This window comes from Corynebacterium sp. NML 120412 (assembly GCF_002285155.1).
GTDB classification, from domain to species: domain Bacteria; phylum Actinomycetota; class Actinomycetes; order Mycobacteriales; family Mycobacteriaceae; genus Corynebacterium; species Corynebacterium gottingense.
Map to the genome: position 1 here is coordinate 1,469,953 of NZ_NSGL01000001.1, position 24,103 is coordinate 1,494,055.

Here is a 24,103-nt window from a genome sequence, read left to right on the forward strand (position 1 = left end):
ACAACTATGGCTTTCGCCCCGATTACGCAGGAGCGCGTCGAGGCCACACTCGACGAGCTGGGCCTCAAGCACTACCGCAGCGAGTCGGACGACATGACGGTCACCGCGTTCCCCAGCGCGGTGTGCTTCTTCCGCTTCGACGGCGACATGTTCAACATCGTCGCCCGGTGGCTGGGCACCGCCCGCACCGAGGAAGACAAGCGCGCTTTGCGACGCTGCGTAAACACCGTCAACCGCTCCCTGCCCCGCCTGCGCATTCACCCCACCCCGTGGGAAGACGACGCCATGCTGGCCTTCGTCGATTCCCCGTTCTTCCCCAACGGCGGCGCGGAGGACGAGCAGCTCAAGCGCATGCTGGACTTCTACTTCTCCATGCTGCGCTACGCCACCGATGCGCTCAACGAGGAGCTCAGCGAGCTTCGCGACGACATCGCGCGCGAGCGTTCCGCCGAATCCAGCACTGCATCCAGCACTGAATCTGACGCATCCGACGCATCCGACGAGGGGGCACAGTAATGGCCGACCACACAACCGGTTACCGCAACACCGACCTGGACCGCGTGCGCGAGTACTTCCAGCAGCAGGGCTGGACCTACACCGACTCCGAGAACCCGGATTCGTTCCAGACCGGGTTCGCGGGCATCTCGATGGAAATCTCGTACACGTCGAACTCGATCGTGCTGTTTACCACCGTCGGCGTCAGCGAGGTCACCGCATCCCGCTTCGACGAGGTATTGACCTGGTGCGAGGAGTTCAACAACGTGCGCTCCTTTCCCACTGCGGTGGCGCTGGAGGACCCGGAACGCGACCTCGCCGCGCTGGGCGTGACCTACGCGCTGCCGTGCCACTGGAAGCACACCGACGAGCAGTTCCGCGACTTCGTGGACCGCGGCGTGCTCGGCCTGGTGAACACCTCCAAGGCGTTTCTCAAGGAGTTCGCCCCGGAGGCGCTGGAAAACCTGCCGGAGTAGCGCGACTAGCGCACCGCCGGCTTGAACGCGGGGCGCTTCGCTTCGAAGGCCTGGATCGCGGGCTCGTCGCGAAGCGTCAGCCCGATGTCATCCAGCCCTTCCATCAGGCGCCAGCGGGTGTAGTCGTCGATGTCGAAGGTGTAGGTGTTTTCGCCGACGGTGACCGTGCGGTCAGCGAGCGAGACCGAGGCTTCCAGACCCGGCGTCTGCTCCAGCTGCTTCCAGATCAGCTCGATGTCGGACTCGCTCATGATGCCAGCGAGCAGGCCGGCGTTGCCGGCGTTGCCGCGGAAGATGTCAGCAAACCGGGGGCTGAAGACGACTTTGAAGCCGTAGTCTATGAGCGCCCACACGGCGTGCTCGCGCGAGGATCCGGTGCCGAAGTCGGGGCCGGCGAACAGCACCGAGCCTGCCGCGAAGTCTTCCTGGTTCAGTACGAAGTCCCGCTGGTTCTCGCGCCAGTTGGAAAACAGGCCGTCCTCGAAGCCCGTGCGGGAAACTCGCTTGAGGTAGCGGGCGGGGATAATCTGGTCCGTATCAACGTTTGACCTGGTCAGCGGCACCCCAACGCCGGTGTGGGTGGTGAACTTCTCCATGATGTGTACTCCTCGTTGTCGTGTGTGAGTGCTTGTGGGCTTAGAGGTCCGCGGGGCTGGCCAGGTGCCCGGTCACCGCAGTTGCGGCGGCCACCAGCGGCGAGACCAGGTGGGTGCGCCCGCCGGGGCCCTGGCGGCCCTCAAAGTTGCGGTTGCTTGTCGACGCCGACCGCTCCCCCGGCGCCAGCTGGTCCGGGTTCATCCCCAGGCACATCGAGCAGCCGGCGGTGCGCCACTCCGCGCCGAACTCGGTGAAGACCGCGTCCAGCCCCTCCTCTTCGGCCTGCTGCTTGACCAGCGTGGACGACGGCACGACGAGCATGCGGGTGCCGTCGGCAATGCGTCGGCCGCGCACGACCTCGGCGGCGGCACGCAGGTCCTCGATGCGCGCGTTGGTGCAGGAGCCGAGGAAGACGGTGTCGATGACGATGTCCCGCAGCGGCGTGCCCGGGGTGAGGTCCATGTACGCGAGCGCCTTCTCGGCGGCCTGCTTCGAGCTGTCGTCGGTGAAGCCCTCCGGGTCCGGCACGTTTTCACCCAGCGGGAGGCCCTGGCCGGGGTTCGTGCCCCAGGTAACAAACGGGGTGAGCGCCGAGCCGTCGATCTCGACGACGGTGTCAAAGGTGGCACCCTCGTCCGTGGGAAGCGTCTTCCAGTACTCGACGGCCGCGTCCCAGTCGGCGCCCTTCGGCGCGTACTCGCGGCCCTTGACGTATTCGAACGTCGTCTCGTCCGGGGCGACCATGCCCGCACGCGCGCCCGCCTCGATGGACATGTTGCAGATGGTCATGCGCGCTTCCATCGACAGCTTGCGGATCGCCTCGCCGCGGTACTCGATGATGTGGCCCTGCCCGCCACCGGTGCCGATCTTGGCGATGATGGCCAGAATCAGGTCCTTCGCGCTCACGCCCTCGGCGAGCTCGCCGGTGACCTCAACGGCCATCGTCCTAAACGGCTTGAGCGACAGGGTCTGCGTCGCCATCACGTGCTCGACCTCGCTGGTGCCAATGCCCATGGCGATGGAGCCGAACGCGCCGTGCGTCGAGGTGTGCGAGTCGCCGCACACAATCGTCATGCCGGGCTGGGTGATTCCCAGCTGCGGGCCGACCGTGTGGACGATGCCCTGCTTGACGTCACCCATCGGGTGTAGCGTCACGCCGAATTCCTCGCAGTTCTTGCGCAGCGTCTCCACCTGGATGCGCGACGTCGGCTCGGCGATCTCAAGCAGGTTGCCGTTCACGATGCCTTCAGTGGGCACGTTGTGGTCCTCGGTGGCCAGGTGCAGTTCGGGGTGGCGCATGGTGCGCCCGGCCATGCGCAGTCCGTCAAACGCTTGCGGGGAGGTGACCTCGTGGAGCAGCTGGAAGTCGATGTAGATAAGGTCGGGCTCGTCGCCCTTGCCTGCGGAAACGACGTGGTCGTTCCACACTTTTTCGGCCAGCGTCAGGGGCTGTTGCTCCATGGTGATTCTCCTTGGGTCAACGCACCGTCGAGAAGCGCTGCTTCCCAAAATGCGAGATGCTACTATCCATTACGTGAGACAGTATAGCGAAGACTCCGGCATCAAAGTGCTCGACCGTTCCGTAGCGATCGTCCGCTCAGTCGCGCGGGGCGACAAGACCCTCGCGCAACTCATCGAGGACACGGGGCTGCCCAGGGCCACCACCCACCGCATTGCCACCGCGCTCGAGGTCCACAACATCCTCGCGCGCACCGACACGGGAGCCTGGACGGTGGGCCCCGCGCTCGAGTCGTTCTCTTCGGGCACGCCGCCGCAGCTGCTCAGTGCGGCGTCGCCCATCATGCGCGAACTCGTCGCCACGACCGGCGAGGCGGTCCAGCTCTACGAGCTCACCGGCGACACCCGCACGTGCATCGCCGCCGAGGAACCCGCGGCCGGCCTGACCTACACCGTGCCGGTCGGCTCGCAGCTCTCGCTCTCTGCGGGTTCGGCCGCGCGAGTCTACGCCGCACATGCGCTTATCGACGCCACCCCGTTCCCCACCTCCGAACTGGACTCCGTGCGCGAGACGGGCTTGGCAGAATCCGTCGCCGAGCGCGAGGTCGGCCTCGCATCCGTCTCGACGCCGGTGCGCGACCCCGACGGCTCGGTCATCGCGGTGCTCTCTATCTCCGGCCCGGCGGAGCGGTTCTCCCCCAGCCCCGCCGACAAGTGGGGCGCGGAGCTCCTAAGCGCCCGCGGCCGGCTCGAGGCCGCCCTCTAAGTTAGGCCTCTAAGTTAGGCCTCGACGAAGCCCTCGCCAATGCGCCACTGCTGCTCGTGCGCGAGCGACACGGTGGCGTCCGGGTCTTCGACGTCGGACACGCGGTAGTAGAGCATGTCGACGTAGTCGTGGTGGATGCTGGCGACCCCGTACCCGTGACCGTCAAAATCGATGTGCTTGACCCACGGGTTGTTGTCACGAATGACCTTCTCCACCAGCAGCGAGGTGGAGTTGTCCTCCTCGTGGTAGGTGCCAAACGCGCTGGTGAGAATCTCGTCCACGTTGGGCGCCGAGATGGAGGTGGTGACCATCTCGCAGCCGATCTCGCCGTAGGTCGAGGAGATGGAGTTCGCCCACTCGGAGTGGATGTCGCCGGTGAGGAACAAGACATTGCTCTCCTGCTCGTCCAGCATCGTAAGCAGACGGTTGCGCTCGGCAGCGTAGCCGTCCCACTGGTCCGAATTGACCGCGATACCGGTGGAGCGCTCCCTAATGAACCCAACGGCTTCATTCGCCTTGTCGTTGTCCGCGATGGTGACAAAGCGCATCGGAGAAATCATCACCGAGTTGCCCAGCACGTCCCAGCGAGCGTTGGATTCCTGCAGCTGCTCGGCGAGCCAATTGAATTGCTCGCTACCCAGCATCGTGCGATCTGGATCGTCGAATTGGTCGCTGCCGGACTCCTCGTCGCGGTAGGTGCGCAGGTCCATCATGGTCAGCTGCGCAAGCTTGCCAAAGTTGAAGCGGCGGTAGATGCGGCGCTCGCCCGACAGGGATTCCGCGCGGACCGGAAGCCACTCATAATAGGCCTGCATCGCGGCGTCGCGACGCTCATCAAACTGCCCTTCCTCGCGGCCGTCCGTGTGGTTCTCCGCGCCTTCGCGCCAGTTGTTGTTGGCCACCTCGTGGTCGTCCCACACCACGATCCACGGGCAGGCCGCGTGCGCCGCCTGCAGGTTGAGGTCCGTACGGTAGCGCCCGTAGCGCTGGCGGTAGTCCTCCAGCGTGGTGATCTCCCACTCCGGGTGGTGCATACGAGCGACACCGCTCTTGCCCGCGTACTCGCCCGTGGGGTACTCGTAGATGTAGTCGCCCAAGAAGACCACGTGGTCGATCTCGCCACTACGTCCGCGCTCGGCCATGTCCGCATACGCCTGGAAGTACCCGGATTCCCAGTTGGCGCAGGAGGCGATAGCCAGGTTGAGCTGGTCCAGGTCCGCGTCCTCCTTCGGCGCCGTCAGCGCGCGCCCGACCGGAGAGATCGCTCCCTCGTGCTCGCCGCTTTTCACGACAAATCGGTAGAAGTACTCCGTCCCCGGCTTCAGTCCGGTCGGGTCCACGTGCACGGTGTGGTCCGAGGACGCCACCGCCATGACGGAGCCCGTCTTCGGCTTCTTGAAGTCCTCAGAGGTGTCCAGCTGCCACTCCAGCTCCACATCTTCGCCCAGACCAGAACCCGGTAGCGCCTCGCGCGACGGGGTGACGCGCGTCCAGAGCACGACCCGGTCCGGCAGCGGGTCACCGGACGCGACACCGTGCAGGAACGGCAGGCCCCACTGGTCCGCAGTGGTGGGTGTTTCCGGGGTGGAGACGGTACCGGTGCGGGCGGCGTACGCCCCGGTGGCCCCCACAGCAGCGGCGGCAGCGGACGCTGCGGCCGCCTGCAGGACGACGCGACGATTCACACGAAACTCTGAGCTCATGACCGCTACTTTTACCCAACGCTCATGCCTCCGCAAGACGAACAGCGCAAAGTAAGTTACTGTTCACTTAAATTTCAGCTTTCCGCTGCTTTGCACGTAACCGCCTGTTCAGAATCTTCAGATTAGGTAAAGGACCATGGCCTTCATGCGTACCCCTCACCGTTCCCCCGCCCGCCGCGGCGCACTCGCAGCCGCACTTGCAGTGTCCCTCTTCGCCGCTCCCGTCGCAGTGCCCACGGCGCACGCCGCGACCAATGCGGTCGACCGCGTCGCCCTCGGTATCGGCGCTGACGAGACCCAGGCGAACGTCGCTTGGCAGTCCGCGCGACTCGGCGAGCAGTACCTCGAGTACTGGAAAAGCGACGATCCGTCGTCGAAGCAGAGCGTGACGTCGGAAAAGGGCCCCCGCGAGGCGCTGATGACCAACCTCGAGCCGGAGACTGAGTACACCTACCGCATTGGCAGCGACAAGATCGGTTGGACCGATGAGGCGACCTTCACCACCGGCGAGGAGTCGGATTCCTGGAACTTCCTCGCGTTCGCAGACGCGCAGATCGGTGTGGACACCAAGATCGATGAGCAGGCCGTCGCCTGGGACAAGGCAGTCACTACCGCCACCTCTGAGCACCCGGATTCCGCATTCATCATGCATCTGGGCGACCAGATCGAGGGCTGGGGTGCGCCGAACCAGCAGATGAAGGCGTTCCTGGCTCCGGAGAAGCTCAAGGAGTACCGCCTCGCCGTGCTGCGCGGCAACCACGAGACCTACGCCCCGGCCAGCATCTTCGACGACGGCTTCTACCTCCCCAACGAGGACGCCGATACCACCGACTACTTCTTCACCTACAACAACGTGCTGTTCATCGGCCTGGACGGCAACCGCAGCTCCAGCGAAGACATTCAGAAGCACGCGGAGTTTGTAAAGAAGACCATCGCCGAGCAGGGCAAGGACGCGGACTGGGTGATCGCCGGCATTCACCAGGCGCCATTCTCCCAGGGCACCCACTACACCGACAATGACGTCGTGCGTATGCGCAACGAGCTCACCCCAGAGCTGTCCAGCGCCGGCGTGGACCTCGTCCTCAGCGGCCACGACCACATCTACACCCGCACCCACCTCATGAACGGCGCCGACCCCGTCGTCCCTGAAGGCGCGGCGAAGGCCGGGGACGTACTCATCCCGGACGAGAACCAGGTCCTCTACGTCACCTCCACCACCGCGACCGGTGGCAAGTACTACGACTTCCAGGACGAGAACAAGGAGAAGCACCCGCGCATCCGCGAGGAGCGCGCGACGGACCTTGTGCACAAGTCCACGGCCCGCTGGCGCCAGGACTACAACCCGGACTACACCAGCATCGATGTCTCCCCGGAGTCCCTGAAGCTGACCACTTACAACATCAACACCCCGTACACGGTCGATCAAGTCACGCTGCAGAAGAAGGACGCGGCGAAGCCGGAGGAGACCACCACCCCGGCCAAGCCGTCCGAGGCCACGACCTCCGCGACCTCCGCGCAGTCGACGCCGACCACGGGCAAGACCAGCCCGGCCGAGACGACGACGGCAACGACCACCGTGCGGCAGGAGCCGAAGACCAGCATGGTTACCACCACCGTGGAAAAGCCGGTCACCACGACGCAGACGGTGGACAAGACCACCGAGGTCCCGACCACGATCATCAAGGGCTCCCCGGCCCCGACCACGGTGACTACTGCGGTCCCGACGACCGTGCGCGAGGAGGTGGAGAAAACCACCACCAAGCTGGTGCCCACCACCATCACGCGCACGGAGGAGGTGTCCTCCACCGCGAAAGAAACCGTCAAGGAGACGGTAGAGAAAACCGTCGCCACCACCGCACACGCCACGGTGACCACCACCGCCGAGCCCACTGAGAAGCCGGACCAGCAGCCAAGCGAGAAGCCGGACCAGCAGCCAAGCGAGAAGCCGAGCGACGACACCGAAGGCGCATCGAGCGGCAGCAGCGTCGCCGGCGCCGTCCTGCTCGCGCTCGGCCTGTTCGCTTCCCTGCTCGCCGTCATCGCCGGCATCTTCGCCCACCAGTACCCCGACCTGGTGCAGCAGATCCGCAACTACTTCAACATCTAGCTCAACGGCCATTGCCGCTTTGCGCCGCCGCCTGCCTCCACGAGGGGCCAGGGGCGGCGCATTGTGTATGAAGCGCCCGGAATCGGCGACGTCCAGGCAGGGGTGTGTGAATCCGGAGCCGCCCCGACGGTGCCCAGTTGACGAGAACCCCGTGACGAAGACGCTGGAAAAAACTCCGTGATCTCGTCAACCGGGTTAAGCGACAAAATGTGTGCTTTTTGAGCTATAGATTCCCGGTCTTACCTCCGGCTACGGCGGGAAAGTGCTCGTCGAATCGGGATTCCTGGCTTGCAACATGAAGGTCCACCACTCCAGCCATGAGATGTGCTACTGGCACTGGCTGTTAAACCAGCCTGCATGCCAACTCAACACAGAAAGAGAAAACACAACAGACCCCTGTGCCCGGCATGCCAGCACACCACCATAAAAATGGGCACCACCTCCAGCGGAACACAGCGATGGCGCTGCACACACTGCGGACACACCTTCACCAACCCCAACGCGGCAAAGACCAACGCATACCGGTTTGCCATCTTCATCGACTGGATTACCGGCCAGCGCCCCCTCGATGCTGTCGCTGCAGCCCACAACGTCTCCAGGCGCACACTTATCCGCTGGTTTACCTACTTCTGGTTCATCATCGTCCCGTGCAAACCAGACCCGTACCGCGTCTACGACCAACTTTTTATAGACGGCACCTACTTCCACAAAAAATGCCTGCTTGTCGCCGCAACCAGCGATCACGTCGTCGCCTGGCACTGGTGCACACGAGAAACCGCCTATGACTACGCCAAACTCTTCGACCTGATCGCCGAACCCCTCGTCGTCACCACAGACGGCTCCGGTGGCGCGCACAAAGCCATCAAACAATGCTGGCCAAACGCCTCTATCCAACGCTGCCTCGTCCACGTGCGACGCGACACCATCAAAGACACCACACGCCAACCAACACTGACCGCCCACAAAGCACTCCTTCGCCTCGGCAACCAACTGACCCACATCACCACCCGTGAACAGGCAATTGACTGGGCACTTCGCCTCAACCGTTTCCATGACCTCTACGGCGATTGGCTCAAAGACCGCACCTACCGCGACCAAGTCAGCGACAAAGAGATCCCAAAACACGTTCGCGACAACCAGCAATGGTGGTACACCCACCCCAGAGCCCGCAGAGCCTACCGCCGATTCGAACGCCTCTACCAACAAGGCCACCTCTTCGTCTGGCTCACCCCACCAAACGACACCGCAACCGGACTGAAAACCACCACAAACAGCCTGGAAGGTGGGGTCAACGCACAACTTAAACACCTTGCCCGAGCCCACCGCGGCACATTTGACGAACACCAACGAATCATCATGGACTGGTGGCTCTACCTGCACACCCAGCACCACGATGACCCGCTGGCACTAGCAATCGAGCAAAACTTCGGCCACGTCGGCTACGCACGCGCCCGCCAGGCACACATGCGCCAACGCGACCAAGCCAACTCACCCGACGGCCGGCCGAAAGTCTACGACACCGGCATCGACACCGACTTCAACCCCTCCTGGGCCATCCGACACGGCTGGGCAGGACGAACATAACCCCAGCACAACACACCCAAAAACCACCCATCCCACCCCCAAAAAAGCACACATTTTGTCGCTTAAGTCGACACGCCGAGAAAAGCACACATTTTGTCGCTTAACCCCGTCAACCTGTCTTCGTCAAACAGTCCAAACTGCACCCCGCCGGCACGCCGGGCCAGTTACGGCCCACACGACAAAAGCCGGACCGGCTTCCACGCTGTGGTGAAAAACGGTCCGGCTACGTTGTACCCCGTACGGGATTTGAACCCGTGTTACCGCCGTGAGAGGGCGACGTCCTAGGCCACTAGACGAACGGGGCTCGTTCGCTGTCCTTACGACTTTGTAAACAATAAAGGCAGACCCTACCACTTAGCAAATCGCCAGCTCGTCACGCATTTCTCGCGCGGATCACAAGGCGATAAACCCGACTAGCGCCGCGCCGATCACAACGGCCCACGCCGGGGCCTTCCATGACCGCAGCGCAACGAACGCGACGGCGGCGAGCGCCATCGTCGCGGGCCCGCTAATCCCCGACGTAAACACCGGCGTGTACAGCGCCGCCGCCAGGATTCCCACTACCGCGGCGTTCGCGCCGGCGAGCACACTGCGGCTCGCCGGGTGGGCACGCAGCTGGTCCCAAAACGGCATCGCCCCCGCCACGAGGAGCGCAGCGGGCAGAAAGATCGCCACCGTGGCCAGGACCGCCCCCAGCGCCCAATGGATGCCGTGTGCGCTCGCGCCCAGGAACGAGGCAAACGTGAACAGCGGCCCGGGCACCGCCTGCGCGGCACCGTAGCCGGCGAGGAAGACGTCCTCGCCCACGAGCCCGTTCGGCACCACGGCCTGTTCCAGCAGCGGCAGCACCACGTGCCCGCCGCCGAAGACGAGGGCGCCAGCGCGGTAGAAGGTATCCACGATGCCGAGGCCGACGTCGCCGCCCCGAGCAATCAACGGCAGCGCGACCAGCAGCCCGGCGAACAGCGCCAGGCACGTCACGCCCACGCCTTTGGACTGCTGCTGCATGGCGCGGTCGCGCGACACATCATCGACCGTGCCGCCCTCCCCGCGCAGCAAACCGAACCCGGCCGCCGCGCCGACGAGGATCGCGGCCACCTGGACCCAGGGGCTCGGCACGAGTAGGACCAGCACCATCGCGGACACCGCAATCAGCGCGCGCGACGCGTCTGTCACCAGCGAACCCGCCATCCCAATCACCGCGTGCGCAACCACTGCCACGGCGGCGGCTTTCATCCCGGTGAGCCAGCCGGCGTGGGTGGCGTCGTCAAGCGTGGCGAGCCCCAGAGCGAAGCACACCAGGGCGATTGCCGACGGCAACGTGAAGGCCGCCCACGCCGCCGCCATGCCCAGGTACCCGGCCCGGCGGAGGCCGAGCGCCATGCCGACCTGGCTGGAGGCGGGGCCAGGGAGGAATTGGCAGAGCGCGACGAGGTCGGCGTACTCGGAGTCCGAGAGCCACTTCCGGCGCTCGACGAACTCGTCGCGGAAGTAGCCGAGGTGCGCAACGGGGCCGCCGAAAGAGGTGCAGCCGAGTTTGAGGAAGACGCCGAATACCTCGGCGACGCTGCCGCGCTGGCTCACTCCTGCTCCTTTGGCGTTGACGCGAAGACCAGCGGTGGGTCGATGCGGACCACCGCGGCAGTGTCGATCTCCGGGCGTGCGCTGCCGGGGGCGAAGGCACGGAACTCGTGGTCGCCCGCGCGCAGCGAGACCGAGTAGCCGTCGCGCTCGTAGAGCGCGGATGTCACGATCATCGTCATCGCCGTCGCTGTCGCGCCGTCGTGCCCGGCGCCGTCGAGGTGGACCATGGATGGCCGGACCGCCACCTCGACTTCGGTGCCGTCCGCCGCGGCGGTGCCCGAGAGCTCGGCGGGCCAGGACAGCTCGGGAAGGCTATCGACGACCACCCGTCCCCCATTGATCCGCCCTGGCAGCACGGTGGCGTCGCCCATAAACGACGCCACCCACGCCGACGCCGGCCGCGCGAGCAGGTCCGCCGGGGCAGCGATCTGTTCGATGACGCCGTCGCGAAGGACCGCGATGCGGTCGGCGATCGCCAGCGCTTCCTTCCGGTCGTGGGTGACGTGGACGGTGGTGAGGTTGTGCGTGCGTGTCAGCGCCACGAGCTCGCGCCGCAGGCCGTCGCGGAGGGGTTCGTCGAGGGCGGACAGGGCTTCGTCGAGAAGCAAAACGCTCGGCCGCGCGACGATGGCACGGGCGAGGGCGACGCGCTGGCGCTGGCCGCCCGACAGCGAGTCCGGTTTGCGCGCGCCGTACCCCGCCAGGCCGACGAGCTCGAGCACCTCTTCGACCCTGCTGCGGCGCTGCGACGCGGGCACCTTGGCCTGCTTGAGAGGGTAGGCCACGTTGGCCTCCACCGTCATGTGCGGCCAGACCGCGTGCTGCTGGAAGACCATGCCCATGTTGCGGTGCTCCGGCGGCACGGCGGACACGTCGCGGCCACCGATGCGGATCGTGCCGGAGGTGGGGCTGAGGAAGCCGGCGAGGGTGCGCAGCAGTGTCGTCTTTCCCGAGCCGGAGGGGCCGACGAGCGCGAGGAACTCGCCGCTCTGCACGGCCGCGTCGAGGTTGTTGAGGCCGACGGTGCCGTCGGGAAACGCCACTGTCAAGTGCTCAAGCTGGATTTCGCTCACTTGGCGCTCCTTTCTGGGTTGCGGATGGTCAGGGCGAGCGCGACGATGCCAATGACGGCGAACATGAGCGCCAGCGCCGACGCCTGGTTGTAGTTGCCGGATTGCTGCAGGTTAAACAGCTGCACACCGATCGTGGTCGTGCCGGGCGCGATGAGCAGAATGGAGACGGTGAGTTCCCGCACCGCGGTCACCGCAACCAGCACCGCGCCGGAGACGACCGCGGGGATGGCCATGCGGCCGGTCGTATCAAGCATGGCGCGGAGCCGGCCAGCACCGGAGATTCGCGCCGCCTCCTCCACCGCGGCTGGCATGGACGCCAGCGGGGCACGCACCGCCTGCAGCACGAGCGCGGTGAACGCGCACACGTACGCCAGGAGGATCACCCACCGGGTGTTGTACAGGTCGGTGTAGCGGCCGTAGATGACCCATCCGACGCCGATGATCAGGCCGGGCAGCGCCGTCGGGAGCAGCACGATCAGCGTCAGGGCGGTGTTCGAGCGCGCCCGTGTGCGGGTGACCAACAACCCGACTGCCCAACCAAGCAGGCCGCACAGCAGCGCAGCACCCAGCGCGAGGGTGACCGAATTAGTGAAGCCCTCGATCACACGCGGGTTCTCCAGGGTGGACTGGAAGTTCGACAGCGAGATGTTTTCCAGCGTAAATGGCACGCCCGGTGCGGGAAGCAGCGCGCGGTACGTCAGGCCGATGAGCGGCCCGAGGGTGAGCGCCAGCGCGACGATCCAGGCGACGACGGACACCGCCGCCCGCGACTTCCCCAGCGGCAGCGGCATCGACGCGCCAGTGTGGGTGGTGTTCGCGGCCCGGGCGGAGACGACGTAGTCCGCGACCACCGCCACGATCCCGAGGACAAGCAGCACCGTGCCGATGGTGGAGACCACCTGCAGCGGGTTGGCCACGATGCCTGACTCCATCATGCGGTAGACCATGGTGGCCAGCGTTTCGAAGCGGACAGGCGAGCCCAAGATCGACGGGATTCCAAAGTCGGCCAGGTTCGACACCGCGGTCAGCGTAAACGCGCTGAGGAACGCGGGGCCGAGCAGCGGCAGCGTGACCGTCCGCAGCACGCGGGCGTTGCCGGCGCCACTGATCCGCGCGGCGAGCTCCAAGTCGGCGGGGATGGAACGCAGCGCCGCCGCGACGATGACGTATACCAGCGGGTACGAGTGCAGCGTCATGAGAAAGATCACGCCGTCCGCACCGTAGAGGTTCCAGATTTCGCGGCCGAACACAGCGTTGAGGCCCTGGTTGTTGCCAAACAGCTGCAGCCAAGAGATCGCACCAACAAACGGCGGGACGAGCAGCGGCGACAACAGCAGGATCCGCAGCGCGCCTTTGCCGTACACGTCTGTCCGCTCGAGCAGCAGCGCCACTGCCCCGCCGAGGAGGACCGCAAAGGCTGACGACGCCAACGTGGTCACCGCCGAGTTCAGCGTCGCCTTTCCAAGGCCTTGCTCCAGCAGGAGCGGAATCTGGTTGCCGCCGAGCGCGAGCGACACGACGAGCGCGAGCGGAGTGAGAAACAGCGCGGCGACGACCAGCCACACGCCGAGGCGCGCGAGGCCGACGCCGGTGATACGGCGAGAGGTGGGAGTGGGCACGGTATTAGTCGGGCTACTTCACCGCGTTCTGGAAGAACGAGACCGCTTCCTCGCGGTCGTTGGTCACCGACTTGAGGTCGGCCTCCATCAGCGGGATGTCCTTGAGGCTCGGTGCGTCGCCAGGTGTGCCCACCGAATCAATCACCGGCAGGTAGTTCTGCTCCACCGCCAGCTTCTGGCCCTCCTCAGAGAGCACGAAGTTGATGTAGCGCTGCGCAGCGTCTTGCGCATCGGAGTCCTTGAACACGGCGATGGGCTCGGTGATAAACGGCGCGCCCTCCTCCGGGTAGGACGTCGCGATCGGGGACCCCGCATCCGCCAGGTCGCGCACCAGGTAGTCCACCACAACGCCCACCGGGTGGCCGCCGCCCGCGATCTCCTGCGAGGTCGGGCCGTTGGACTTGGCAATCATCGGCTGGTTTGCGCCCAGCTTGGTGATCCACTCGTCGCCCAGCGCCTCGTTGCCCTTCCACACGGTCGCGTTGTACGCGGCGGCGCCAGACACGGATGGGTCCGGCATGACGATCTTGCCCTGATACTCCGGGTCGGTCAGCGCCTGCCAGGAGGCGGGCGCGTTGCCCTGGTCGTACACGCCGGTGTTGTAGGCAATCACCGTCGGGATGATGCGGGTACCCACGTACATGTTGTCGGCGTCCTGCGCCTCCTCGATCACCTTGGAGGTGTCCACGTCCTTCAGCTCAGCCAGGTCGCCCGCCTCCTTGTACGTCTCAAAGGTCGGCGCGTCGGCGGCCCAGAAGATGTCGGCCTCGATGCTGCCCGCGGTCTTCTCCGCCTCAAGGCGCGCGGTGAGGTCGCCGGTGCCAGCGCGGTAGACCTCCACGTTCACGTCCGGGTTGGCCTTCTCAAAGGCCTGGTTGATCTCGTCCACCTTCTCTTCCGGCTCGGAGGTGTACACGGTGATCGTGGTCTCGCCGCCATCGGCCGCGGCCGTGGACCCGTTCTCGGTGGAATCCTCAGCGGAAGGTTCGGAGCAGCCAACCAGCAGCGCCGCCACGGATCCCGTGGCAAACAGGGCGGTCAGGGTGGTTTTCGCAGTCATGCGCATGTCAATCGTTCCTCGCACTCGGCCATTTTTAACGACCAATACCGTAGCAAGGACCCGGGTACTTCGCAGCGCGAACGCACTATTGCTTCTCGACGCCACTCCCCCGCCCCAAACGCAAAAAACTGAGGCGGCCAGCAAACTCGCTGACCGCCTCAGTATCTTGTACCCCGTACGGGATTTGAACCCGTGTTACCGCCGTGAGAGGGCGACGTCCTAGGCCACTAGACGAACGGGGCTTAAGGACACAGAACAACAATGTGAAGTTCTGTTGCTGGCCTACCTGGACTCGAACCAAGAATGGCGGTACCAGAAACCGCTGTGTTGCCAATTACACCATAGGCCATCGTTTTTCAGTGCTTACCGGAGTAAACTCTCTGTGAAGTTGTTTTCCGTGTTCGCTCTGAACAACGATGATTACTATAACCAGAACGCGCTATACATACCAAATCGCCTGGTCAATGCGCATTTTCGTCGTCTTAAATCACGCCGTTGTAAGTGTGCTTTTGCGGGCCCTCTCCCGTCCTGCGCTCAACCCTGCACAACAACGAAACCCGCGTGACAGGCGGTGGGCCTGGCACGCGGGCGTCGTGAAGCGATGGGCGCCTATGCGGCGGTGAACGGTGTGACCTCGCGCGCGGCGCGCAGGCGGGTCAGCGTGGACTCCTTGCCCAGCAGCTCCATGGACTCGAACAGCGGCGGGGAGACCTGCTCGCCGGAGATGCCCACGCGCAGGGCGCCGAAGGCCTTGCGGGGCTTGAGCTCCAGCTTCTGGATCAGGGCCTCGTTGAGCGCCTCGTCGATGGCGTCGGTGGCCCACGCGGACTCGTCGATCGCCTCGAGGGCGGCGATGCCCTCGTCGAGCGCCTGGACCGCGTCCTCCTTGAGGTTCTTCTTCGCGGCCTTCTCGTTCAGCTGCAGCTCGGCGTCCGGGGTGACAAGGAACTTGAGGAGCCCGTAGGCGTCGCCAAGCATCTTGATGCGCGTCTGCACGAGCTCCGCGGCCAGCGCGAACTTGTCGGCCGGGTAGTCGGCCGGGAAATCGGTGTACTCCGTGAGGTAGGCGCGCAGGCGATCGCGGAAGTCCTCCGAGTCCAGCTGGCGGATGTGGTCGGCGTTGATGGCCTCGAGCTTCTTCTGGTCAAAGCGCGCGGGGTTGCCCAGCACGTCGTGCACGTCGAAGGCCTTGACCATCTCGTCGACGGAGAAGATGTCCTGGTCCGCGGACAGCGACCAGCCGAGCAGCGCGAGGTAGTTGATCATGCCCTCGGGGATGATGCCGGCGTCGCGGTGGTTGAACAGGTTGGACTCCGGGTCGCGCTTGGACAGCTTCTTGTTGCCCTGCCCCATCACGAACGGCAGGTGGCCGAACTCGGGCGTGAACTCCGCGACGCCGATGCGCTGCAGTGCCGCGTAAAGCGCGATCTGTCGAGGGGTGGAGGACAGCAGGTCCTCGCCGCGCAGCACATGGGTGATGCCCATCAGCGCGTCGTCGACCGGGTTGACCAGCGTGTACAGCGGGGCGCCGTTTGAGCGGGCGACCACAAAGTCGGGCTGTGTGTTCGACTTGAACGTGACTTCGCCGCGGACCAGGTCGTTCCAGGTCCAGTCCTGATCCGGCATGCGCAGGCGCCACACGGGCTTGCGGCCCTCGGCCTCGAACGTGTCGATCTGCTCCTGGGTCAGGTCGCGGTCAAAGTTGTCGTACCCCAGCTGCGGGTCGCGGCCGGCGGCCTTATGCCGCTCCTGCACCTCCTCGTTGGTGGAGTACGCGGGGTAGACTTCTCCGGCCTCGATGAGCTTGTCCAGCACATCTTTGTAAATGTCCATGCGCTGCGACTGGCGGTATGGCTCGTGCGGGCCGCCGACGTTGATGCCCTCGTCCCAGTTCAGGCCGAGCCACTCGAGCGACTCGATAATGGCCTGGTAGGACTCTTCAGAGTCGCGGGCGGCGTCGGTGTCCTCGATGCGGAAGACAAACGTGCCGCCGCTGTGCCGCGCCTGCGCCCAGTTGAACAAGGCGGTGCGCACCATACCGACGTGCGGGGTGCCGGTTGGCGATGGGCAGAAACGTACGCGCATTGCAGAATCAGTCATGGGGTAAATAGTAGCGCGGACGCAAACAGCGTCAATTAGCAGGCAATTGCTTCTCGACGCCCCTCCCCACGCCCCCGACCACGAGCGCCAAATCCCCAAGAGTTGCCGCACACATTGCGGTTGCTAAAGTCTTCCCTTATGCCGCATACCCCCGCGTCCAACTCCCTCCGCCCCGCGAGCGCACCCGACTTCCTGCTCTCACGCCCGGGCGGCTCTGTGCGCACCCAAGGAGCCGCGCGCCGGTTCTCCGACGCGTGGGACGCAATCGACGCGCTCGAAGCGGGCGACGTGGACATGCTCGTCGGCGCCCTGCCGTTCGACCAGGACTGCCCCGCCGCGCTCACCGCCCCGGAAAAGATTGTGCGCGAGTCCGGCACGCTCGAGCCCCACCCCTACTACCGAGTGGGCCCGGGCGCCCAGCTCAGCGCGTCGGTGACCAGCTTCGACCCCTCGCCGCAGGAGCACCTGCGCCGCATCGAGGCCGCGATCGGCACGATCGAATCCTCCAAACTGAACAAGGTGGTCTTGGCGCGCGCCGTCGATATTGCCTTCGACCCGCCGGTTGATCCCCGGCTCGTCGCCGCGCGCCTGATTGACCTGTCGTACACCCGCGACGGCTTCATTGCGGACCTCACCCCCTCCGGCCGCACCGGCCACTTCTTTGTCGGTTCCTCCCCCGAGGTGCTGGTGAAGCGGCGCGGTTCGGAGGTGTCCTCGCGCCCGCTGGCCGGCTCTGCCGCGCGCATCCCGCACGACCGCGACGCCGACGAGGCGGCGGCCGCAGCCCTGTACAACTCGGCGAAGGACCTGGGTGAGCACGCCTACGTGGTTGACGGGTTGAGCGCCGGCTCGGCGGCGCGCGCCTGATGGGCCGGTTGTACACCCGCGTCGGCTTCATGGCGGACCCCACCCCCTCCGGCCGCACCGGCCACTTCGTTGTCGGTTCCGCCCCCGAGGTGCTGGTGAAGCGGCGCGGTTCGGAGGTGTCCTCGCGCCCGCTGGCCGGCTCTGCCGCGCGCATCCCGCACGACCGCGACGCCGACGAGGCGGCGGCCGCAGCCCTGTACAACTCGGCGAAGGACCTGGGTGAGCACGCCTACGTGGTTGAACACATCCGCCGCGTACTCGCACCGCTGTGCTCGCGCCTGGACATCCCCGACCGCCCGGAGTTGGAGAAGACAAGCGAGATGTGGCACCTTGCCACCCCGATCCGCGGCGAACTCAAGGACCCAGCGCCGAGCGCGCTGGACTTGGCGCTGCGCCTCTACCCCACTCCGGCCGTGTGTGGGACCCCCTCCGACGCGGCGGAGGCGCTGATCACCACCGCGGAGACCGACCGCGGTTTCTACGGCGGTGCGGTCGGCTACACCGACGCGAACGGCGACGGTGAGTACATGGTGGCCATCCGCTGCGCCGAGGTCGACGCCGCTGGCGCCACCGCCCGCACCTGGGCCGGCGGCGGGCTCGTCATCGACTCCGACCCGCAGGCGGAGCTAGACGAGACGAGCGCAAAGCTGCGCACCATCATGCGCGCGCTCGGGCTCTAGGTCCGCCTGCCGCTACGCCTTCGCGACCGGGTTGCCCAGCGAGCCGATCCCGGGGATCTCAACCTCGATGAAGTCACCCGGCACCATCTCCGCGGTGCCCGCCGGGGAGCCGGTGGCCATGACGTCGCCCGGCAGCAGCGTGAACGACTGGGTGACCCACTCGATCATCTCACCGATGCTCATGATCATCTGCTTCGAGTTGGAATCCTGCTTCGTCTCCGTGGTGCCGTCGTGCGTGAGGTGGGCCTTGATGGGCAGGTCCGTGAAGTCGAACTTATCCAGGTCCGTCTCAATCCAGGGGCCAAGCGGCGCGAAGGTGTCGATGCCCTTGGCGCGGGCCCACTGTCCGTCCGCGAACTGGAGGTCGCGCGAGGAGACGTCATTGATGATGGTCACGCCGCGTACCACTGACTTCCAGTCCTTCGCTTTGACGTTCTTGCACGGCACACCGATGACGACGGCGAGCTCACCCTCAAATTCCACGCCGGTGGCAAAGTCCGGGATGCGGATCGGCGCACCGGGGCCCACCACGGCTGTCGGCGGCTTGATAAAGATGGTGGGCGGCAGGTGCTCGGCAGATTCTTTAAACACCTCGGCGACGTGGTCCGCGTAGTTACGGCCGACCGCCACGATCTTGCTCGGCAGCGTCGGCGCGAGCAGGCGCACGTCTTCCAGCTTGTATTCCTTGCCCGTGTACTCGGGGTCCGTGTAGGGGGTGCCGGCGATTGCCTTGGCCACCTTCCCCTCGTCATCGATGACCGCGAAGGTCATCCCTTCGGGTGTTGCAATTCGTCCAAAACGCATGCCGACGAGCATACCGAATTACATAGTGCAGTGATACATCACTCACCAGACAGGGCAAGGTAAAGTTCCGCACACGCCAGCGCGTCCGTCAGCGCGCTGTGGCTTGAGTACCGCGGCAGATTGTACCGCTGCCGCACCCGCGCCAACCGCAAATCCTCCCCGCGCGGGTACGTGCCCATCCGCTCCATGTGACGCCGCTCCAGCGCCATCGTATCCACCACTTCGCTGTCGTGCAGGACCCACTTTGTGCCGGTGACCTGCTCGCCCAGGCACCCCAGAAACCCGGTCTCCATCTGGGAGAAGTGCGCCAGCAGCTTTCGTCCATCGATCGCGCGCGCGAACGCCGCCCACACCTCGGCCGGGTCCTCGCCCAGGCGTGCGACGTCGTCGTCGGTGACGCCGTGCACCGTGGCGGAATCGCCCACCTGCGCGCCAGCGAGCACGTGGTATTCGGCTCGCGAGAGGTCGATCACCCGCCCGTCAAGCGGCACCCAACCGACGGCCACCAGTTGGTCGCGCCCGGGGCGCAGGCCGGTGGTCTCGACGTCGACGGCCAGGAGCGCGGCGTCGACAAGCGTCCTGCGGGATGCTCGCGTGAACCCAAACATGTCACACCGCCTGGACCGGGTACTTGCTGGCCAGCGCGTTTTGCAGCGACTTGATCACGCGGAAGCTGTCGCGCAGCGCGGCGCGGTCGCGCTCGGTGAGCTCGCGCGGGTCGATGTGGTAGTCGGGCCGCTCGCCCGCGCGCAGCTGCCGCGCCTGGTGGCGAAGGACCAGGTCGGAGAGGTAGTCGGAGGCGTCGAGAAGCTCGCGCGCCCCCTTCTCGGAGAGGGCAGTGCCTATCGACGCCCGCACGCGCTCCCTCGTCGCCACCTCCCCAACCCCCGCGACGATGGCGTACAGGCGCGCCATCTGGACGACCGCCGCGGTCCCGCCGCGCTTCACGTCCAGGGTGGAGGCGTACTCGCCACCGCGCTCGACGACGAGCCCGCGGAAGAACCCGATCGGCGGCTCGCGGAACGTGGCCAACGCCGCCAAATGGGTGTGGAGCCGCCGCGAGCCGTGCGCGGACGCGAGTGCGGACTCGCGCACCTCCCGGGCCACCTCCCGCGCCGCGTCGTCCGAGGCGAACACGGTGCGGAAGTCGAAGAAGACCTGCGCGTGCAGCAAGGCGTCGGGGTCGGGCGCGGTCACCCAGCGGTGGAAGGTGCGCTCCCACTGTGCCTGCGTCATCCGCCACGCCGCGTTGGACGCCATCATCTCGCCCGGGCACAGCGCCTGCCCCGCCTCGCTGAGCCCCTGGCAAACAAACCTCCCGAGGGCGGCGAAGTACTCGCCGTGCGCCTCCGGGTCGTACGCGTTGCCCAACACCAACGCGTTGTCCTGGTCCGAGGCCGGCCCCATCTCGCCGCGCGCCTGCGAGCCCACGGCGACGAACGCGAACGGGACCGGCGGCGGGCCGAGCTCCTCGATGGCCAGGACGCACAGACGCCGCGCCATGGCGTCAGTGATCGAGGTGAGCAGACGCTGCGACTCGGCGGCGGTGGCCCCGCGCTCGAAGAATCGCGCCGACACCTCGGCGGCGCGGCGAAAAGCGCCGTCGAGGTCGGCGCGGCTACTGCGCTCCACATCGGCGGCGAGGTAGATCGGGTCCGCCTGGAGCAGGCGCATAATGTCGCTGGAGGTCACCACGCCGACGATCCCGCCCGCGCCGGTGACCGGAAGGTGGTGCACGCCGAGTTCGCCCATGAGCAACATCGCCTCGAACACGAGGGCGTCCGCGCCGATCGTGCGCACCGGCGCGGTCATCACCTCGCGCACCGGCCGGCGGGGGTCCGCGCAGCGCGCCACGACGCGGGAGCGCAAGTCGCGGTCCGTCAGGATGCCGGGCCGCTGCGTCCCCGTTGCATCGGCGACGATCAGGCACGTCACGCCCTGCCGGTCCATCTCGGCGGCGGCCTCCGCAATCGAGGTGCCGGGGTGGACGGTGGCAAGCTTGCGGTCGCGGAGCAGCTGGCCCAGCTCGGTGCGCAGCACCTCCGCGGAGCTCGACCTCCGGATCTCCTCCGCAGCAGCGCGCACACGGCGCGAGGCGGACTGAAAGAATCGCCCAAGGTCCGGGTAGCTGGCAAGGAGCTCGCTAAACGACGCGCGCGGGAGCAGCAGGAGCAAACTGTCTTCCACCGCGACCATGCCGTACTGCGATTCCCGCGCGCCGACCAGCGTGGAGTAGCCGAAATTCTTGCCGGCATCGCGGCGGTCCAGCAGCACGCCGTCCCCGGAGACGATGTCTACCGCGCCGGAGCGGATGATGTGGAGTGCGTCGTTAACCTGCCCGGGCGCCACGATCGTCTCGCCCCTACGGACGTACGTCACTGTCATTTGCGCAGGCAGGCCGGCGAGCACTTCCTCCGGCAGGTGCGAGAACGGCTCGTGCTGGCCGAGGAAACCTGCGACTTCTTCAAGTTCGACGCTCATGCCCCAACACTAGCGTGGGGCAGCGCACAATATCAGCGGCTTTACTGGTAGCTCACAAACCACGGGCGGGGCTGGACGTCGTTGAACGTCTGCTCCGGGCTGAAGGTCGGGGCGTCCTCGTCCAGGAAGTTCTTCCACGCCATGAAGAAGCGCGGGTTCAGGCCCTCCCGCAGCACGTTCCAGGTATCAAACTTCTGCCCCGGGTCGCCGTGCCCGTCGGCGTGCAGCACGTACGCGAGCTCGTCGCGATCGGTGCGGATGTTCTGCCGGTCGGGGAACATCTGTACCTGGAATTGGTGCAGCACAAACGCCTTCTGCGGCAAGTTGTTGTCGCGCGTGAGGTCCGCGAGCCAATCGGCGACAACGTTGATCTCCTCGGCGGTGGCGGAGCCCACGCGGGACAGCGGCGCCTCGCCCGGGTTGAGCTTCCACTCGGCGTCGAGTGCAAGGCCGACGTTCGGTCGCTTCAGCAGCTCCTCGTACATCTGTACCTGGTGGAGGAAGTCGCCCTGGCCCGGCTGCAGGTCCAGTACGGCGTAGCCGCCCGCCTCCGTGATCGCGTCGATGTACGGCACGACAGATTCCACGGGCGCCTCGTTGGAGTAGTCACCGTCCTCGCCCGGCGAGTTGGACGCCACGGTCACGATGATCTCAAACGCCGGAATGACCGGTTCCCCGGCCAACGGCTGGTACTTGCTGGCGTAGTCCTTGGCCATCGCGGCAGCCTCTTGCGGCGGCTGCTCGCCCATCACTCCCAGCTCGGGGGCGAACGAGTGGCCGTAGAGCGCGATCATCCTGCGCCCCGGGAAGACCAGGCCACCGCCGCCCGGCAACTCGCCGTTGCCCGCCAGCTCCACGCGGTGCGCAAACGCATCGGTGCCGCCCCACTGCAAGCCAAGCGCGAGCGTGTCCTGGTCGGAGACCGTACGCATGCTTTCCGACGTCACACGCGGATCCGGGTACGCCACCACCTGCACGTGAGCGCCTGCGGCGCGCGCCGTCGCGGCCGCCGCGCGCGAGGTCTCGGCGGTGGCGAGCATCGGCGGGAGCTCGCGCTCGCCCTTGTTCGGCGCATCGAGCGCGGCGATCGCGGCGATGTCCTGTTCCGGCGCGTCGCTCTGCACGGGCTCGGTGGCGTCGTCGGCGGTGTCCTGCGCGCCCGCACCGACCTCGATGACCTCGTCGGCGCCGAGCCGTTCCAGCTCCGCGCTCACCGCGTCGCCCGTCGCCGGGTAGCGCACGAGCATCGGCGCCCCCTTGTCCACGGCGAGCGCCGCCGCCTTCAGCTGGTCCTCACGCTTCGGGCCGGACACCACGGCGGTGTCGGCGGCGTCAAAAAGCCGGCGCGACACTTCGACGCCGGAGCCGTCGGCGTCGTCAATCGCCTCGGCACCATGCGTCTCCAGCTTGTCGGGCTGCGGCGAGGATGCCGCGCCGATGCCGCCCTCACCGCACGCGGTCAGGGCGAGGCTGGAGGCCAGCACTACGGCCAGCCCCACCGCCCCAATTACCTTCCTACCGGCTCGGTTCGTGCTGGCGGACATCGCGGGAACGCTCATACGGGAGTGCACCTTTCATCTGTCTAAAGCTGCTTGACAGATTACTGCAGTGCTGCCGCGATCCGGGTTCCGACCTCCTCGGTGCGCACCGCGCCGCCGTCGCGAGCAGCCACCTCATCCTCAACCGCGCGCTCAATCCGCGTGGCGTTCTCCTCATCGCCGAGGAAGCGCAGCATCATCGCCACGGAAAGAATCATCGCGGTCGGGTCCGCTATCCCCTGCCCCGCGATGTCCGGCGCCGAACCGTGCACCGGCTCGAACATGGAGGGGAACTCGCCCGCGGCGTTGATGTTGCCGGAACACGCCTGCCCCACGCCGCCCGTGATGGCGCCCGCAAGGTCCGTCAGGATGTCGCCGAACAGGTTGTCGGTCACGATCACGTCATAGCGCGACGGATCATCCACCATGTAGATCGTGGCGGCGTCGATGTGGTTGTAGTCCACGTCGACCTCGGGAAACTCCGAAGCAAGCTTATCGACGACACGCTGCCACAACCCGCCCGCGTTCACCAGCACATTCGTCTTGTGCACCAGGGTGAGCTTCTTGCGACGCGTCATGGCCAGCTCGAAGGCGTAGCGCACCACGCGCTCCACGCCGAAGTAGGTGTTCTGGCTCACCTCGGAGGCCACCTCGTGGTCGGTGCCCTGGCGCAGCGTGCCACCGTTGCCGGCGTAGAGCCCCTCGGTGCCCTCGCGCACGACGACGAAGTCCACGTCGCCGGGGTTGGCCAGCGGGCTCCTCGATGTTGGGAACAACCGCGACGGGCGCAGATTGACGTAGTGGTCAAGCTTGAACCGCAGCGGCAGCAACAGACCGCGCTCCAGCACGCCCGCGGGGACGTTGGCTGGGTCGCCAACCGCCCCGAGCAGGATCGCGTCGTGCGATTTCAGGCTGTCCAGGTCCGCGTCCGTGAGCAACTCGCCGTTGCGGAGGTAGCGGCGCGCGCCAAGGTCGTACTCGGTGGTCTCCACGTCGTTGCGGACAGCGCGGAGCACCTTGAGGCCCTCCGCCATGACTTCGGTCCCGATGCCGTCGCCAGCAATCACAGCCAGTTTCATTTTCTGAGATTCCTTTCCCACATATTGGACTT

18 protein-coding genes, 3 tRNA genes and 1 pseudogene are annotated in these 24,103 nt (G+C 66.3%); 6 read left to right on the forward strand and 16 right to left on the reverse strand.

Annotated elements, in window-relative coordinates; genetic code table 11:
• Positions 1 to 6 precede the first annotated feature (6 nt).
• Positions 7 to 516, forward strand: coding sequence for a YbjN domain-containing protein (locus CKJ84_RS06685; RefSeq protein ID WP_095546322.1), 510 nt, complete (start codon positions 7 to 9; stop codon positions 514 to 516).
• Positions 516 to 971: a YbjN domain-containing protein gene (locus tag CKJ84_RS06690; RefSeq protein ID WP_095546323.1), complete on the forward strand. Its 456-nt coding sequence runs from the start codon at positions 516 to 518 to the stop codon at positions 969 to 971. Before CKJ84_RS06685 ends, CKJ84_RS06690 begins: the two co-directional genes overlap by 1 nt.
• 5 nt (positions 972 to 976) lie before the next feature.
• On the opposite strand, the gene leuD is transcribed toward CKJ84_RS06690, so the two are convergent.
• Entirely contained in the window at positions 977 to 1,567 is a 591-nt protein-coding gene (gene leuD / locus CKJ84_RS06695) for a 3-isopropylmalate dehydratase small subunit (protein ID WP_095546324.1), read from the reverse strand.
• 40 nt (positions 1,568 to 1,607) lie between these two features.
• Entirely contained in the window at positions 1,608 to 3,029 is a 1,422-nt protein-coding gene (gene leuC, locus CKJ84_RS06700) for a 3-isopropylmalate dehydratase large subunit (RefSeq protein WP_095546325.1), read from the reverse strand.
• A gap of 49 nt (positions 3,030 to 3,078) precedes the next feature.
• Here leuC and CKJ84_RS06705 point away from each other — a divergent pair, with 49 nt between their 5' ends.
• Positions 3,079 to 3,792 carry an IclR family transcriptional regulator gene (locus tag CKJ84_RS06705; RefSeq protein ID WP_095546326.1) on the forward strand — a complete coding sequence of 238 codons (714 nt, stop codon included), beginning with the start codon at positions 3,079 to 3,081 and terminating at the stop codon, positions 3,790 to 3,792.
• A 14-nt stretch (positions 3,793 to 3,806) separates the two neighbouring features.
• On the opposite strand, the gene CKJ84_RS06710 is transcribed toward CKJ84_RS06705, so the two are convergent.
• Positions 3,807 to 5,495, reverse strand: a complete 1,689-nt coding sequence (locus CKJ84_RS06710; protein ID WP_095546327.1) for an alkaline phosphatase — start codon at positions 5,493 to 5,495, stop codon at positions 3,807 to 3,809.
• A gap of 145 nt (positions 5,496 to 5,640) precedes the next feature.
• Between CKJ84_RS06710 and CKJ84_RS06715 the strand changes: the two genes are divergently transcribed.
• Positions 5,641 to 7,602: a metallophosphoesterase gene (locus CKJ84_RS06715; RefSeq protein WP_158221679.1), complete on the forward strand. Its 1,962-nt coding sequence runs from the start codon at positions 5,641 to 5,643 to the stop codon at positions 7,600 to 7,602.
• Between the two features lie 357 nt (positions 7,603 to 7,959).
• Positions 7,960 to 9,186 carry an IS1249 family transposase gene (locus tag CKJ84_RS06720; RefSeq protein WP_095546097.1) on the forward strand — a complete coding sequence of 409 codons (1,227 nt, stop codon included), beginning with the start codon at positions 7,960 to 7,962 and terminating at the stop codon, positions 9,184 to 9,186.
• A 231-nt stretch (positions 9,187 to 9,417) separates the two neighbouring features.
• On the opposite strand, the gene CKJ84_RS06725 is transcribed toward CKJ84_RS06720, so the two are convergent.
• The 8 genes from CKJ84_RS06725 to gltX form a co-directional block, all read right to left on the reverse strand.
• A tRNA-Glu gene (locus CKJ84_RS06725) sits at positions 9,418 to 9,490 on the reverse strand.
• A gap of 89 nt (positions 9,491 to 9,579) precedes the next feature.
• Entirely contained in the window at positions 9,580 to 10,770 is a 1,191-nt protein-coding gene (gene chrA / locus CKJ84_RS06730; protein ID WP_095546329.1) for a chromate efflux transporter, read from the reverse strand.
• Positions 10,767 to 11,843, reverse strand: a complete 1,077-nt coding sequence (locus tag CKJ84_RS06735) for an ABC transporter ATP-binding protein (protein ID WP_095546330.1) — start codon at positions 11,841 to 11,843, stop codon at positions 10,767 to 10,769. The genes chrA and CKJ84_RS06735 overlap by 4 nt, the downstream gene beginning before the upstream one ends.
• Complete coding sequence (locus CKJ84_RS06740; protein ID WP_095536897.1) at positions 11,840 to 13,462, reverse strand: iron ABC transporter permease; 1,623 nt, start codon at positions 13,460 to 13,462, stop codon at positions 11,840 to 11,842. Before CKJ84_RS06740 ends, CKJ84_RS06735 begins: the two co-directional genes overlap by 4 nt.
• Before the next feature lie 13 nt (positions 13,463 to 13,475).
• Entirely contained in the window at positions 13,476 to 14,534 is a 1,059-nt protein-coding gene (locus CKJ84_RS06745; protein WP_369801170.1) for an ABC transporter substrate-binding protein, read from the reverse strand.
• Between the two features lie 157 nt (positions 14,535 to 14,691).
• Positions 14,692 to 14,764 (reverse strand) — tRNA-Glu (locus CKJ84_RS06750).
• A gap of 35 nt (positions 14,765 to 14,799) precedes the next feature.
• Positions 14,800 to 14,871 (reverse strand) — tRNA-Gln (locus CKJ84_RS06755).
• Positions 14,872 to 15,131: 260 nt separating this feature from the next.
• A complete protein-coding gene (gene gltX / locus CKJ84_RS06760) occupies positions 15,132 to 16,622 on the reverse strand; it encodes a glutamate--tRNA ligase (RefSeq protein ID WP_095536899.1) in 1,491 nt (496 codons plus the stop codon).
• A gap of 138 nt (positions 16,623 to 16,760) precedes the next feature.
• Between gltX and CKJ84_RS12705 the strand changes: the two are divergent.
• Positions 16,761 to 18,169, forward strand: a pseudogene (locus CKJ84_RS12705) (isochorismate synthase MenF).
• 12 nt (positions 18,170 to 18,181) lie between these two features.
• Here CKJ84_RS12705 and CKJ84_RS06775 read toward each other — a convergent pair.
• The 5 genes from CKJ84_RS06775 to CKJ84_RS06795 form a co-directional block, all read right to left on the reverse strand.
• Positions 18,182 to 18,973, reverse strand: coding sequence for a fumarylacetoacetate hydrolase family protein (locus CKJ84_RS06775; RefSeq protein WP_095535166.1), 792 nt, complete (start codon positions 18,971 to 18,973; stop codon positions 18,182 to 18,184).
• A gap of 38 nt (positions 18,974 to 19,011) precedes the next feature.
• Positions 19,012 to 19,581, reverse strand: a complete 570-nt coding sequence (locus CKJ84_RS06780; RefSeq protein WP_095546334.1) for an exonuclease domain-containing protein — start codon at positions 19,579 to 19,581, stop codon at positions 19,012 to 19,014.
• A gap of 1 nt (position 19,582) precedes the next feature.
• Positions 19,583 to 21,454: a DUF294 nucleotidyltransferase-like domain-containing protein gene (locus CKJ84_RS06785; RefSeq protein WP_095546335.1), complete on the reverse strand. Its 1,872-nt coding sequence runs from the start codon at positions 21,452 to 21,454 to the stop codon at positions 19,583 to 19,585.
• 41 nt (positions 21,455 to 21,495) lie between these two features.
• Positions 21,496 to 22,953 (reverse strand): cell wall-binding repeat-containing protein, encoded by a 1,458-nt coding sequence (locus CKJ84_RS06790; RefSeq protein WP_233125525.1) that lies wholly within the window; start codon positions 22,951 to 22,953, stop codon positions 21,496 to 21,498.
• Positions 22,954 to 23,054: 101 nt separating this feature from the next.
• Complete coding sequence (locus tag CKJ84_RS06795) at positions 23,055 to 24,071, reverse strand: 3-isopropylmalate dehydrogenase (protein ID WP_095546337.1); 1,017 nt, start codon at positions 24,069 to 24,071, stop codon at positions 23,055 to 23,057.
• Positions 24,072 to 24,103: the final 32 nt, after the last annotated feature.

Excerpts from the sequence above, each read along its gene's own strand:
- CKJ84_RS06685 (WP_095546322.1), top strand. The coding sequence starts at position 7 with ATGGCTTTCGCCCCGATTACGCAGGAGCGCGTCGAGGCCACACTCGAC.
- CKJ84_RS06690 (WP_095546323.1), top strand. The coding sequence starts at position 516 with ATGGCCGACCACACAACCGGTTACCGCAACACCGACCTGGACCGCGTG.
- leuD (WP_095546324.1), bottom strand. The coding sequence starts at position 1,567 with ATGGAGAAGTTCACCACCCACACCGGCGTTGGGGTGCCGCTGACCAGG.
- leuC (WP_095546325.1), bottom strand. The coding sequence starts at position 3,029 with ATGGAGCAACAGCCCCTGACGCTGGCCGAAAAAGTGTGGAACGACCAC.
- CKJ84_RS06705 (WP_095546326.1), top strand. The coding sequence starts at position 3,079 with ATGCGAGATGCTACTATCCATTACGTGAGACAGTATAGCGAAGACTCC.
- CKJ84_RS06710 (WP_095546327.1), bottom strand. The coding sequence starts at position 5,495 with ATGAGCTCAGAGTTTCGTGTGAATCGTCGCGTCGTCCTGCAGGCGGCC.
- CKJ84_RS06715 (WP_158221679.1), top strand. The coding sequence starts at position 5,641 with ATGCGTACCCCTCACCGTTCCCCCGCCCGCCGCGGCGCACTCGCAGCC.
- CKJ84_RS06720 (WP_095546097.1), top strand. The coding sequence starts at position 7,960 with ATGCCAACTCAACACAGAAAGAGAAAACACAACAGACCCCTGTGCCCG.
- gltX (WP_095536899.1), bottom strand. The coding sequence starts at position 16,622 with ATGACTGATTCTGCAATGCGCGTACGTTTCTGCCCATCGCCAACCGGC.
- CKJ84_RS06775 (WP_095535166.1), bottom strand. The coding sequence starts at position 18,973 with ATGCGTTTTGGACGAATTGCAACACCCGAAGGGATGACCTTCGCGGTC.
- CKJ84_RS06780 (WP_095546334.1), bottom strand. The coding sequence starts at position 19,581 with ATGTTTGGGTTCACGCGAGCATCCCGCAGGACGCTTGTCGACGCCGCG.
- CKJ84_RS06785 (WP_095546335.1), bottom strand. The coding sequence starts at position 21,454 with ATGAGCGTCGAACTTGAAGAAGTCGCAGGTTTCCTCGGCCAGCACGAG.
- CKJ84_RS06795 (WP_095546337.1), bottom strand. The coding sequence starts at position 24,071 with ATGAAACTGGCTGTGATTGCTGGCGACGGCATCGGGACCGAAGTCATG.